General features: G+C 67.3%; 12 protein-coding genes. 4 read left to right on the top strand and 8 right to left on the bottom strand.

Features of this window, described 5'->3' with window-relative positions:
• The coding region (locus P0D62_RS18545) for a hypothetical protein (RefSeq protein ID WP_275704023.1) at window positions 1-210 on the top strand (210 nt) is incomplete at its 5' end.
• 420 nt (window positions 211-630) lie between these two features.
• On the opposite strand, the gene tyrS is transcribed toward P0D62_RS18545, so the two are convergent.
• The 7 genes from tyrS to argC all read right to left on the bottom strand — a co-directional run bounded on the left by tyrS (window position 631) and on the right by argC (window position 8,296).
• Complete coding sequence (gene tyrS / locus P0D62_RS18550; protein ID WP_275704024.1) at window positions 631-1,887, bottom strand: tyrosine--tRNA ligase; 1,257 nt, start codon at window positions 1,885-1,887, stop codon at window positions 631-633.
• 243 nt (window positions 1,888-2,130) lie between these two features.
• Window positions 2,131-3,549, bottom strand: a complete 1,419-nt coding sequence (argH, locus tag P0D62_RS18555) for an argininosuccinate lyase (RefSeq protein ID WP_275704025.1) — start codon at window positions 3,547-3,549, stop codon at window positions 2,131-2,133.
• Window positions 3,550-3,579: 30 nt separating this feature from the next.
• Window positions 3,580-4,056 (bottom strand): arginine repressor, encoded by a 477-nt coding sequence (gene argR / locus P0D62_RS18560; protein WP_275704026.1) that lies wholly within the window; start codon window positions 4,054-4,056, stop codon window positions 3,580-3,582.
• Window positions 4,049-5,221 (bottom strand): acetylornithine transaminase, encoded by a 1,173-nt coding sequence (locus P0D62_RS18565; protein WP_275704027.1) that lies wholly within the window; start codon window positions 5,219-5,221, stop codon window positions 4,049-4,051. Before P0D62_RS18565 ends, argR begins: the two co-directional genes overlap by 8 nt.
• A complete protein-coding gene (argB, locus tag P0D62_RS18570) occupies window positions 5,218-6,120 on the bottom strand; it encodes an acetylglutamate kinase (protein WP_275704028.1) in 903 nt (300 codons plus the stop codon). The genes P0D62_RS18565 and argB overlap by 4 nt, the downstream gene beginning before the upstream one ends.
• A complete protein-coding gene (gene argJ / locus P0D62_RS18575; protein WP_275704029.1) occupies window positions 6,117-7,268 on the bottom strand; it encodes a bifunctional glutamate N-acetyltransferase/amino-acid acetyltransferase ArgJ in 1,152 nt (383 codons plus the stop codon). Before argJ ends, argB begins: the two co-directional genes overlap by 4 nt.
• Window positions 7,265-8,296 carry an N-acetyl-gamma-glutamyl-phosphate reductase gene (argC, locus tag P0D62_RS18580; protein ID WP_275704030.1) on the bottom strand — a complete coding sequence of 344 codons (1,032 nt, stop codon included), beginning with the start codon at window positions 8,294-8,296 and terminating at the stop codon, window positions 7,265-7,267. The genes argJ and argC overlap by 4 nt, the downstream gene beginning before the upstream one ends.
• 175 nt (window positions 8,297-8,471) lie before the next feature.
• Here argC and P0D62_RS18585 point away from each other — a divergent pair, with 175 nt between their 5' ends.
• Window positions 8,472-9,740: an ATP-binding protein gene (locus tag P0D62_RS18585; RefSeq protein ID WP_275704031.1), complete on the top strand. Its 1,269-nt coding sequence runs from the start codon at window positions 8,472-8,474 to the stop codon at window positions 9,738-9,740.
• A gap of 60 nt (window positions 9,741-9,800) precedes the next feature.
• Window positions 9,801-10,250, top strand: a complete 450-nt coding sequence (locus P0D62_RS18590; RefSeq protein WP_275704032.1) for a hypothetical protein — start codon at window positions 9,801-9,803, stop codon at window positions 10,248-10,250.
• 161 nt (window positions 10,251-10,411) lie between these two features.
• Here the strand turns inward: P0D62_RS18590 and P0D62_RS18595 are convergent, their stop codons facing one another.
• Entirely contained in the window at window positions 10,412-10,966 is a 555-nt protein-coding gene (locus tag P0D62_RS18595) for a TetR/AcrR family transcriptional regulator C-terminal domain-containing protein (protein WP_275704033.1), read from the bottom strand.
• A gap of 193 nt (window positions 10,967-11,159) precedes the next feature.
• Between P0D62_RS18595 and P0D62_RS18600 the strand changes: the two genes are divergently transcribed.
• A complete protein-coding gene (locus P0D62_RS18600; protein WP_275704034.1) occupies window positions 11,160-11,777 on the top strand; it encodes a hypothetical protein in 618 nt (205 codons plus the stop codon).
• Window positions 11,778-12,481 lie beyond the last annotated feature (704 nt).

The raw sequence follows: 12,481 nt of genomic DNA on the forward strand, positions 1-12,481 counted from the left end.
TGCATGAAAAAATCATTGACCATCAAAAACACGCTGTTGAGTTCTCAAAAATCAACCACACAAGAACCTCAAACCCCCCAAAAAACCAAGGAGAGAAATCCGAACCAAGCGGCAATCTTTATTTGTTTCAGTCGCCGTGGCGACCTGCACTACTTTACTGCGCACCCTGCATTCCGTCAAATCAAGAATTCGAGCGGAAGGTCGAGGTGAATGAGTAATGCAAAACCCTTTAAAGAATTGCTTTCACAATGCCTTTAAAAAGGAGCGTCGCGTTGAAGCGACGGGTGATTACACTACCAAACCCCATCGAACACTGTCAAGTCGGCGTCAGCCTCGTCGACAGGTAGGTGCACTGTGAAGTTGTGTTGTTGCCCTTTCGGACAACTTGCCCAACGTTACCGGGGTTCCTGTGTCGAGTCAAACTCGGCGGTTCCGGTCCACAGCTGTGAGGCAGAACCTTGAGCGGGATCTTTGCGATCACACACTCGTCCTGCTCGATCAGTAGCGGGTTGGAGTGGCGACCTCTGGGGCTTGGCTTGGAGCCTTACCGCCGTGAGGCGCGAGATGAAACTTTAGTGGGCCCTTGGCGAGGATGCAAATCGCGAAGCGCCGGTCGTTTGTAGCGGCTGCTCAGCCGGCCAGGTAGGCGCCGCCGACGGTCTTCCGTCCACGCCGCAGGACGGCAAACCGACCGTGCAGGAGCTCGTCAGCGGTGAGCACCGCGTCCGGGTCGGCGACCTTCTGGTTGTTCAGGTAGGCCCCGCCCTCAGAGATCGCACGGCGAGCCGCGGACTTGGAGTCGACGATCCCGGAGGCCAACAGGGCGTCCACGACAGTGGTCTCGGGACCGATCTCCACCCCCCCGACCTCAGCCATGATCCCGCGCAGGGTGTCCTCGGACAGTTCGCCCAGTTCTCCCCGCCCAAAGAGTGCCGCAGCAGCAGCAACAGCTGCTTGCCGCTGCTCGACGCCGTGCACCAGGTCGGTGACATCGTCGGCGAGCGCACGCTGAGCAGCCCGCTTGAAGGGCGCCTCCGCAGTCTGGCGCTCCAGATCCTCGATCTCCTCGCGGGAGCGGAAGCTGAACACCTTGAGGTAGTCGATCACCTTGGCGTCCTCCGAGTTCAGGAAGAACTGGTGGAAGGCGTACGGAGAGGTGAGGGCCGGATCGAGCCAGACGGTGCCCGACTCGGTCTTGCCGAACTTGGTGCCGTCGGCCTTCGTCAGCAGGGGTGTGGCCATCGCATGCACGCGACGCTGGTCGCTGCGTCGGATCAACTCGACGCCGGCCGTCAGGTTGCCCCATTGGTCGGAGCCGCCCGTCTGCAGTGTCACGCCGTGCCGACGGTTGAGCTCGCGGTAGTCCATCGACTGCAACAACACGTAGGAGAACTCGGTGTAGGAGATGCCCGACTCAAGCCGACGGGCGACGACGTCGCGCGCCAGCATCCGGTTGACCGGGAAGTGCTTGCCCACGTCGCGCAGGAAGTCGAGCACCGACATCTGCGAGGTCCAGTCGTAGTTGTTGACCATCGTCGCGGCATTGTCACCGTCGAAGGAGACGAAGCGCCCCACCTGGGCGCGGATCTTCTCGACCCACTCGGCAACGACGTCGGTGGAATTCATGACCCGCTCGCCGGTTTCCTTCGGATCGCCGATCAGGCCGGTCGCACCGCCCACCAGCATGAACGGCTGATGGCCGGTTTGCTGGAGGCGTCGCGCGAGCAGAAGCTGAACGAGGTTTCCGGTGTGCACGCTCTGGGCGGTGGGGTCGAAGCCCACATAGAACTTGACGCCGCCCTCGTCGAAGTGCGCGGCCAGCGCCTCCGGATCGGTGGAATGGGCGATGAGCCCCCGCCAGGCGAGATCGTCAAGTAGTGCGTTCACGGGACGACAGTCTAGTCATGGCGGGCAGTGGGTGCGGGTCCGGAACGCAGGGCGACGCAGGGGTCTGGGTGACAGGGCGGTGCTGGGCGGGGCCGGTCGGACCATCCACCAGACGGAGGTCGGGGTGCGGGGATATAGCCGGCGGCGTGTAAAAAGAAAGCCCGACCGGCGACTGACCGCATCGCAGGCAGGGAGTCTCCCCGCGCAACGCCGCCGGCTATATCCCCGCACCCCGACCGGACCTCAGGAGCGACCAGCCCAATCAAGGAGGGCAGCCTGGGCGGAACGGAGCTCGTCGAGCTGTTCCTGGACGCGCACGGGCGCGGTGCCGCCACGACCGTTGCGGGCGGCGACGGAGCCCTGGACGGTGAGCACGCCGAGCACGCCCTCGTCGAGATCCGGCGAAATCTGCGGCAGGTCGTCGGCCGTCAGGTCGGACAGCGTGATGCCCTTGTTCTCGCAGTAGCGCACCGTTTCGCCGGCGATCTCGTGGGCCGAGGAGAAGGGCACCTTCTGGCGGACCAGGTGGTCGGCGACGTCGGTGGCGAGCGAGAAGCCGTGCGGCGCCACCTCGGCCATCCGCTCCTCGTGGAAGGTGAGCGTGCCGACCATGCCGGCCACGGCGGGCAGCAGCACGTGCAGCTGGTCGATGCCGTCGAAGATGGGCTCCTTATCCTCCTGGAGGTCGCGGTTGTAGGCGAGCGGCAGGCCCTTGAGGGTGGCGAGCAGGCCGGAGAGGTGGCCGATGAGGCGGCCGGCCTTGCCGCGGGCGAGCTCGGCCACGTCGGGGTTCTTCTTCTGCGGCATGATCGACGAGCCCGTCGACCACGCGTCGTCCAGGGTGGCGAAGCCGAACTCGGCGGTGCACCACAGGATGACGTCCTCGGAGAGGCGGGACAGGTCGACGCCGATCTGGGCCAGGATGAAGGCGGCCTCGGCGATCAGGTCGCGGGCGGCGGTACCGTCGATGGAGTTGGGCACGGACGAGGCGAAGCCCAGTTCGGTGGCCACCAGCTCGGGATCGAGGCCGAGCGAGGTGCCGGCCAGCGCAGCCGAGCCATAGGGGCTGACGGCGAGGCGTCGATCGAGATCCTGGAAGCGCTGCAGGTCGCGCACCAGCGGCCAGGCGTGCGCGAGCAGATGGTGGCTGAGCAGGATCGGCTGGGCCGACTGGAGGTGGGTGCGGCCGGGCATCACGGCGCCGAGATGCTTCTCGGCCTGGGACGCGAGGGCGGAGATCACCTCGCCGACGTCGGCAGCCAGCAGCCGGATCTCGGCGCGCAGGTAGGAGCGGATAAGCGTCGCGATCTGATCGTTGCGGGAGCGGCCGGCACGGATGCGACCACCGAGGTCGTCACCGACGATGAGCTTCAGCCCGCGCTCGAGCGCCCCATGCACGTCTTCGTCGGACTCGGCGGCGACGAACTCGCCCGCCTCCACCTGGCGCGCCAGCTCACCCAAGCCACCGTCCATCTTCGCGGCTTGCTCGTCGCTCAGGTAGCCGGCGGCATTCAGCGCCTTGGCGTGCGCGCGGGAGCCCGCGATGTCGTGCAGCGCGAGCCGCCAGTCGAACTGCGTCGACTTCGACAAGGCGAACATCGCCTCGCTCGGTCCACCGGCGAACCTGCCGCCCCACAACCTGCCCTGGTCAGTTCCGCTCATGTCTCTCTCTCGGTTGGTCGGTGTCGTTGGTCAGGCCTTGCCGGACCTGGTCATCTCGGTGAGGCGATCGACGACGGCCTCGGCGGCCTCCTCGTCGGTCGCGATCACCAGGATGGTGTCGTCGCCAGCGATCGTACCCATCACGCCAGTGAGCTCGGCGCGGTCCAGGTACGACGCGAAGTACTGCGCCGCGCCCGGCGGGACGCGCACCACGATCTGGTTGCCCGCGTGCCGCACCGACTGGAGCACCTCGGAGCAGAGCTGCGCGAGGCGCTGCACGACGGCGTCCTCATGCTCCTCAGGGCTGAGTGCATAGACCAGCGACCCGTCGGCGGTGCGCTGGCGAACAGCCGCGAGCGTCACCAGATCCTTGGACAGCGTCGACTGGCTGACCGAGATGCCGTGCTCGGCGAGCGCCTCGCTCAACTCGCCCTGCGACGCGTAGCGTGCCTCCGACAGGAGCTGGCGCAAAGTGGCCAGCCTGCCGGAACGCGGCACCTCAGCCATGGCGTTCCAGCAGCTCCGGCAATAGAGCGACGAAGCCCTCCAGGTCTGCGGGAGTGGAGATCAGCGGCGGGGCGATGCGCAGCACGTTCGGCCGGGGCGCGTTGATGATCCAGCCGGCCTCGAGGGCGGCGTCGGCCACCTGCGGCGCGATGTCGGAGGACAGCACGACGCCGAGCAGCAGGCCGGCTCCCCTGACCTCCACGATGGCCGCGTGGTTCAGACCCTCGATCTGAGCGCGCAGCCATGCGCCGGTCTGCCGCGCGTTGTCGAGAACGCCGCCTTCCAGCGCGTCCAGCACCGCGTTGCCGGCGGCCGCCGCGACGGGGTTGCCGCCGAAGGTGGTGCCGTGCTGGCCGGGCTGGATGAGGTCGGCGGCCGGACCGACGGCCAGGCAGGCGCCGATCGGGAAGCCGTTGCCCAGGCCCTTGGCCACCGTGATCAGGTCGGCGGTGATGCCTTGGGCGGTGTGCAGGAACAGCTCGCCGCAGCGGCCCATGCCCGTCTGGACCTCGTCGATCCACAGCAGCGCGCCGGCCGCCGTGGTGATCTCGCGGGCCGCCGTGAGGAAGCCGTCGGGTGCAGGCACCACGCCGTTCTCCCCCTGAATGGGCTCGAGGACGACGGCGGCGGTGGTCTCGTCGACCGCCGCACGCAGGGCGTCGACGTCGCCGTAGGGAGCGAAGGTGACATCGCCCGGCAGCGGCTCGAAGGGCTCGCGGTACTTGGGCGTGTAGGTGATGGCCAGCGAGCCCATGGTGCGGCCGTGGAAGGCGCCCTCCATGGCGACGATCTTCGTGCGCCCGGTGAGCCGGGTCAGCTTGAAGGCCGCCTCGTTGGCCTCGGCGCCGGAGTTGGTGAAGAAGACGCGAACGGGAGCGTCGACGGCGGCGGAGAGCCGTTCGGCCAGGCGCACCTGCGGCTCGGAGGCGAAGAAGTTCGAGACGTGGCCGAGCCGGCCGAGCTGCGCGGTGATGGCTGCCGTGACGCCGGGGTGGTTGTGCCCCAGCGAGTTCACGGCAAGGCCCGAGAGCAGGTCGGTGTAGCGGTTGCCGTCGGCGTCGAACAGGTGCACCCCGTCGCCGTGGTCGAAGATCCGCTTCGGCGGTCCGAAGGCATTGACCATGACGGCCGAGTAGCGAGTAGTCAGTTCTTCCTGGGTGCTCACTTCTTGTCTCCCACAACCATTGTTCCGATGCCGTCGTTGGTGAACACCTCGAGCAGCAGGCAGTGCGGCACCCGCCCGTCGATGATCGTCGCCGATCCCACGCCGCCCTCGACCGCCCGCAGGCAGGCCTCCATCTTGGGGATCATGCCGGAGTCAAGGCTGGGCAGCAGCTCGCGCACCTCTTGCGTGCCGATCTGAGTGATGATCGAGCTTTCGTCGGGGTAGTTGGCGTAGACGCCGGCCACGTTGGTCAGCATCACCAGCCGGCGGGCGCCGAGGGCCACGGCCAGGGCGGAGGCGGCGGTGTCGCCGTTCACGTTGTGCACCTGCCCCTTGGAATCGGGCGCGACGGTGGCCACCACGGGGATGCGGCCGGCGTCGATGAGGTCGAGCAGCGACGACGGATCGACCGACTTCACGTCGCCCACCAGGCCCAGATCGACCTCTTGGTCGTCGACGACGAGGCCCTTCCGCTTGGCGGTGAGCAGGCCGCCGTCCTCGCCGGACATGCCGACGGCGAAGGGGCCGTGTTCGTTGATCAGGTTCACCAGTTCGCGGCCCACCTGGCCGACGAGCACCATCCGCACCACGTCCATGGCCTCCGGCGTGGTGACGCGCAGGCCACCTCGGAACTCCGAGGCGATGTCGAGCCGCTTCAGCATGTCGCTGATCTGCGGGCCGCCCCCGTGCACGACGACGGGCTTCAGGCCGACGCGGCGAAGGAAGACGATGTCCTCGGCGAAGGCGCGTTTGAGCTTCTCGTCGGTCATGGCATTGCCGCCGTACTTGATCACGACGGTCTCGCCCGCGAACTCAGCCAGCCACGGCAGCGCCTCGATCAGGGTGTTGGCCTTGACCAGCAGCTGCTCCTGCTGCGGGACGGTGACGATCGGGCTCATGTGGAGTACTCCGCGTTCTCTTTGACGTAGTCGTAGGTGAGGTCGTTGGTGAGGATGGTGGCCTCGTCGGCGCCGGCGTGCAGGTCGACGAGCACTTCGACGTCGCGGGGGGTGAGGTCGACCAGCGAACGGTCGTCGCCGATCTGGCCGCCACGGCAGACCATCACGCCATTGAAGGAGACGTCGATCTGGTCGGGATCGAAGGCCGCGTCGGTGACGCCGATGGCGGAGAGCACCCGGCCCCAGTTGGGGTCGTTGCCGAAGATGGCGCACTTGAAGAGGTTGCTGCGCGCGATCTCGCGGCCGACCGTCTCGGCGTCGGACTCGGAGGCGGCGCCGGTGACGCGGATGGCGATGTCGTGGGACGCGCCCTCAGCGTCGGTGATCAGCTGCTTGGCCAGGTCTTTGCAGACCTCGGTGAGGCAGGCGGTGAACTCGGCCGCGTCGGGGGTGACGCCGGAGGCGCCGGAGGCGAGCAGCAGCACGGTGTCGTTGGTGGACATGCAGCCGTCGGAGTCGGCGCGGTCGAAGCTCTGCCGGGTGGCCTCGCGCAGTGCCGCGTCGAGGGCGTCGGCGGGCAGATCGGCGTCGGTGGTGATCACCACGAGCATCGTCGCCAGGCCGGGTGCGAGCATGCCCGCACCCTTGGCCATGCCGCCGATGGCGTAGTCGGCGCCGATGAAGGCCGCCTCTTTGGAGACGGTGTCGGTGGTCATGATCGCCTCGGCAGCGTCCGCTCCCCCGTCCTCGGAGAGGGCCGCGCTGGCCGCGTCGACGCCGGAAAGCAGCAGGTCCATCGGCAGCCGCATCCCGATCAGTCCGGTGGAGCAGACCGCGACGTCGGAGGCCTCCGCGCCAAGGTTGGCCGCGACGCGCTGCGCGGTGGCGGCGGAGTCCTGATAGCCGGGCTCCCCAGTGCAGGCGTTGGCGCCGCCCGAGTTGAGGACCACCGCCTTGAGCTGCCCGTCGGCGACCACCTCGCGCGACCACTTCACAGGCGCGGCGAACACGCGGTTGCTAGTGAAGACGCCGGCGGCCGCGAAACGCGGGCCGAGGTTCTGGACCAGGGCGACGTCGGGCTTGCCGCTCGCCTTCAGGCCGGCGGTGACGCCGGCGGCGGCGAAGCCCTGAGGCTGGGTGACGCTCACGGTGCGACTCCTACAGTGCTGAGCCCAGTGGTCTCGGGGAGACCCAGGGCGATGTTCATGGACTGGATGGCACCACCGGCGGTGCCCTTGGTGAGATTGTCGATGGCCGAGATGGCGATCAGGCGGCCGGCCGTCTCGTCGACGGCTACCTGGAGCGCCACCCGGTTGCTGCCCACCACCGACGCGGTGGTCGGCCAGATGCCCTCGGGCAGCAGGTCGACGAAGGGCTCGTCGGCGTAGAACGCCTCGTAGTCGGCGCGCAGCAGTTCCGTCGTCAGGCCAAGGAGGGCCGGCCCGGAGCAGGTGGCCAGGATGCCGCGCGGCATCGGGGCCAGCAGCGGGGTGAAGCTGACGAAGACCTCCGAGTCAGTGACCGACGAGAGATTCTGCACGATCTCCGGCGTGTGCCGGTGCACTCCCCCGACGCCGTAGGGCGACATGGAGCCCATCACCTCTGAGCCCAGCAGGTGCGGCTTGGCGGCCTTGCCCGCGCCCGAGGTGCCGGAGGCGGCCACGATGGAGATCTGCGCGGCGTCGATGAGTCCTGCGGCGACGGCCGGCAGCAGGGCCAGCGTGGTGGCCGTCGGGTAGCAGCCGGGCACCGCGATCCGCTTGGTGCCCTTGAGTGCCGCGCGTGCTCTGGGGAGTTCCGGCAGGCCGTAGGGCCAGGTGCCGGCGTGCGGACTGCCGTAGAACTTCTCCCAGGCGGCGGGGTCGGTGAGCCGGAAGTCGGCGCCGGCGTCGACGACGAGCACCTCGTCGCCTAGCTGCTCCGCGATCGCGGCGGACGTGCCGTGCGGGAGAGCGAGGAAGACGACGTCGTGGCCGCTCAGGTTCTCAGCGGTGGTGGCGAGGATGCGTCGGTCGGCCAGCGGGGCCAGGTGCGGCTGATGCTGCCCCAGCAGATCGCCCACGCTCGAGTTGCCCGTCAGGGCACCGATCTCCACCTCTGGGTGCTGCAGCAGCAGCCGCAACACCTCTCCTCCCGCGTAACCGGTGCACCCGGCCAGCGCCACTGTAAAAGCCATGCGGGAAACTATTCCATGAAGGTGATAGATATTCAACTCGGGCAGGGCCGTCTGCCTCGCCACCTCGGACGCACCCGTAAGGACGCGAGACAGAGGAGGCCGTCTTCACGAAACGGGAGCGTTTCTTTTCACGAAATGGGAGCGTTTTTCTTCGCGAAACGGTAGCGTTTGCCTCGTGGACTATGTAAAACGCCTTGTCGATCAGGAGTTGGACGAGCTCCTGACCGGTCTCCCTGCCATCGCTCTGGACGGGCCGAAGGGCGTGGGGAAGACCGAGACGCTCAAGAGGCGCGCGCTCACGACCATTGCCCTTGACTCCGCCGCACAGCGAGAGACCTACCTTGCGAATCCCGATCGCCTGAGGGGCGTCCCTCGCCCTGTACTCATCGATGAGTGGCAACTCGTTCCACATTCTTGGGACGTGGTGCGCCGAGCCGTCGATGATGGAGCCGAGCCTGGCGCGTTCCTCCTCGCAGGCAGCGCCACGCCGTTGGCTTCGAGTCCGTTTCATTCTGGCGCGGGCCGGATCGCGTCGATACGGATGCGCCCGCTCGCTCTCCCGGAGCGAGAGATCTGCATGCCGAGCGTGTCCACGCGGGCCCTCCTCACTGGTGGTGCCACGATCGACGGCGACTGCCCCGTCACGCTTACTGAATACGCAGAAGAGATCGTCCGTTCTGGCTTCCCCGGCCTGAGAGGGCTGGCCGGTCGAGCACGCCGCGCCCAGCTGGATGGCTATCTTCGCCGCGCACTGGGCCGGAACTTTGTCGACGATGTCGGCGAACTGATGCCCCGCACAGAGTCTCTCTTCGACTGGCTCAAGGCGTACGCTGCGGCCACGTCTTCGACTGCCTCCTACGAGGCGATCCGCGATGCGGCGAGCCCTGGCCAGGCCGATCCTCCTGCCAAGACCACGACTGCCCGCTACCGGGACTGGTTGTCTGCTCTCTGGCTCCTCGATCCCCTGCCAGCCTGGAGGGCACCGGGTTCTCCGCTCCGTCGTCTTACCGCCGGCCCCAAGCACCACCTTGCCGATCCAGCCCTCGCCGCTCGTGCGCTCGATGTGGAGGCCGAGGATCTGCTCGACGGTGAGGGCCGAGTCATCCGGGGGCACGGAACGCTCCTCGGCGCGCTCTTCGAATCGCTGGCGACGCTCACCGTCCGGGTCATCGCCCAGACTCTGGAGTGCCGCCTCAGCCATCTGCGCACCCAGCGCGGCGAGCACGAAGTCGATCTCATCCTCGAGGGACGCGGCGGACGAATCGTCGCCTTCGAGGTGAAGCTCGCTGCGACGGTCAGCGACAACGACGTCAAACATCTCCATTGGCTCAAGGAACAGCTCGGCAATCAGGTCAAGGATCTGGTGGTGCTCACCACCGGTCCCGCTGCGTACCGGCGCTCGGATGGCGTCGCGGTGGTTCCGCTCGCTTTGCTGGGCCTGTAGTGGTCGAGCTCTGGTGAGGTGCACATCGAGAACTGTCAGTGGCTCGCGAGACGATGAAGCATGGCTACCACACCGACGATCAACGACATTCTCACGAGGCACCTCGACGCCGCCGTCGCGGGCAGGGCGGGCCTGCGGAAGCGGCGCATCGAGGCGGCCGACGAGCGGCTGCGCGCCTTCCTCGAGGAGGAAGGACACCGTGTCCTCACCAGCGGCGATGTTGCCCTGCTCGAACTGGAGCGACAGCTGAACCCGGACGGCGCGTTCGTGCGCATCATGCACGCGGACGACTTGGTGTTCGCGCTGCCGGGCTTCGTCCACCTCGCGTTCGGCTGGATGCCGGAAGACCGCGTCGACCGAGGCGTTCAGGTGCGCTTCACCGACAGCCTTCTCACCTTCGTCCTCACAGCCGGGTTGGTGAACACCTCTCAGTGCTCCTGCCCCATCATCCAGGCGCAGCGCGCGATCAGTCACGCGCGAACAGCGCTCAAAAGGGAGATGGCCTCTTAGAGATCCCGCAAGTAGGTGGCACCTACTGCGGCACACTGGATGGCGACCTGGCTACGTTGTCGAACTCACCGGCATACCCAATGGCAGTTTCGTTCTTCGCCTTGCCATGTCATCCATCCAGCACGTCCTTAGCTCACGGCACCACCTACCTGCGGAACCTCTTAGCCGACTGTTCCCACACCTCGGATGAGCAGGGCGACGGCGAAGCGGAACTGGGCGTCGTAGTCGTCGAGGATGTCCGGGCCAGCAAGGCCGAGGTCGACCATCTGGCGGCGCGTCTGTTCCTCCATCACCTGGCCGAGCACCAGGTGGAGCAGGGCGCGCATGACGGCGAAGGCGGTGTCGTCGTCCAGGCCCGATGCTGCGAGGTGCCGACATCCTGAGGTGCGCGGGTCAACGTGGCCGAGGCCGAGGGCCATGCTGGACGCGATCAGTTCGGCGGCGTCGCGATGGCGGAGCAGGGTCTGGCGGAGGTTGATGGCCCAGGCGGTGAGCCAGGCATCGGGGGTGAGCTCGTAGTCGGGGGTCTCCTGCTCGGCCAGGATCGCGTCGGACACCGCCGCCAGCAGAGACTGCTTGTTGGGCACGTGGTAGTAGAGCGCACCGGCCTTGACGCCCAACGCATCGCCGACGCGGCGCATGGTGAGGTCGGCCAGACCGTAGTCGTCCAGGAGTCGCAGCCCCGCCTCGACAATCGCCGCCCTAGAGAGCGCCATCGCCCCGGCGGTTCCGTCGTGTCTGCATGAGAGAACCCTACTGGGCGCTTCACCTCTCCACCCCACGCCCCCGCCCGCCACGTGCCGAGCACAAATCTGCGTATACGTTCCGGTCTCCCGTATATGGCGAGGCCTCAGCGTAGGGGCAGATTTGTGCACACGACGGGCTGCGCTGGGTGCGTAGGATCGGAGGGTGAGTAGCTTTCATAAGCCCGTCCACCGGCCCGGCGACGTCCTGGAGATGCTCAGAGGGGACGGCGACCCCGCCCAACTGAGCAACCTGGCTCAGGACACCGCCACCGCGCTTCTGCATCACGTGCGCACGGCGGAGGATCCGGCGATGGTGGATCGCGTGATCAGCTTCGCGGATGCCACAGGAATCGACGACCTGGCTGAGCTGTGGGCGACGGCCGACGCGTTGTCACTGCCTGGTGCGCTCTGGCGGCTTTACCTGCTGCGCCACACCGTGCGGGAAGAACCGTCGGCGGCGGCCTATCGTTTCCGGCGCGGCATCAAGGCCGACGCCGTGGGCCAGGCCATCGCCGGTGCGGGAGACGCACCGACGCCGGATGAGGTGGTTGCGCTGGCCACGCAGATCCTTCGCGGGGCGTTCAGTGGTGACTTCGCCGTCGCCCTCGAACGCGCGGCGGCTTTCTCCCGGGTGATGGCAGTCGGCTGCCGCGATCTGGCGGCCGACGATGCCGAACCAAACCGCGCAGCGGACGAGGAGAAGCGGGCAGCGAGCTACGAGGCCGTGGCTTCGGAGTTGGCCGCCGCTGCTCCCGCCTGGCGACAGGGAATCCTCCATTGAGTTCTCGACGCTGGTCGCTAAACTGGGCCGCGGTCAGGTCGCGGTAACCCCGGGCTCCACCTTTAGCCGCTTCGAGCGGCCACGCGCCGAGAGGCGTTCTGCGGTCTGGCCCTAGACCCTGGAGAGGCCCCGAGTCGTATGGCTCGGGGCCTCTTCACATAGGTCTGCGGTGATGCTTGCGTTGGCCCCCTTCGAGGCTCGTACCTCGCACCTCAGGGAGCGTGAAGACAAGGACCACACGCCGAGAGGCGTTCTGCGGTCTGGCCCTAGACATAGAAGAGGCCCCGAGTCGTATGGCTCGGGGCCTCTCCGCATAGGTCCGCTGTGATGCTTGCGAATGCCCCCTTCGAGGCTCGTACCTCGCACCTCAGGGAGCGTGACCACGAGGACCACACGCCGAGAGGTGTTCTGACCCATCAGGGGCCCTCACGCTGGACCACGCACCGAGAGGCGCTCCGCATCCCACGCTCTTTGAGGTGCGACGAAGTCGCCTCGAAAAGACCTACCTGGCAGCCGAGCAGCAGTCCCTAACAAGGGTTGCGTTGGCTCTTTTCGAGGCTCAGGCTTGGGGCTCGTACTTCGAGGCTGTGAGTATTGGTGGTGGCTGGCCTGGGGCTCAGCTGGCAGGGTTAGCCGTGCCGGTTCCCCCCCCATGGATGTGGTCGTGACTCTTTCGAGGCCCGACCGGCACCCCGCGTGACAGC

The sequence above is a fragment of the Tessaracoccus caeni genome (genome assembly GCF_029211185.1).
In the GTDB taxonomy this organism is placed as follows: domain Bacteria; phylum Actinomycetota; class Actinomycetes; order Propionibacteriales; family Propionibacteriaceae; genus Arachnia; species Arachnia caeni.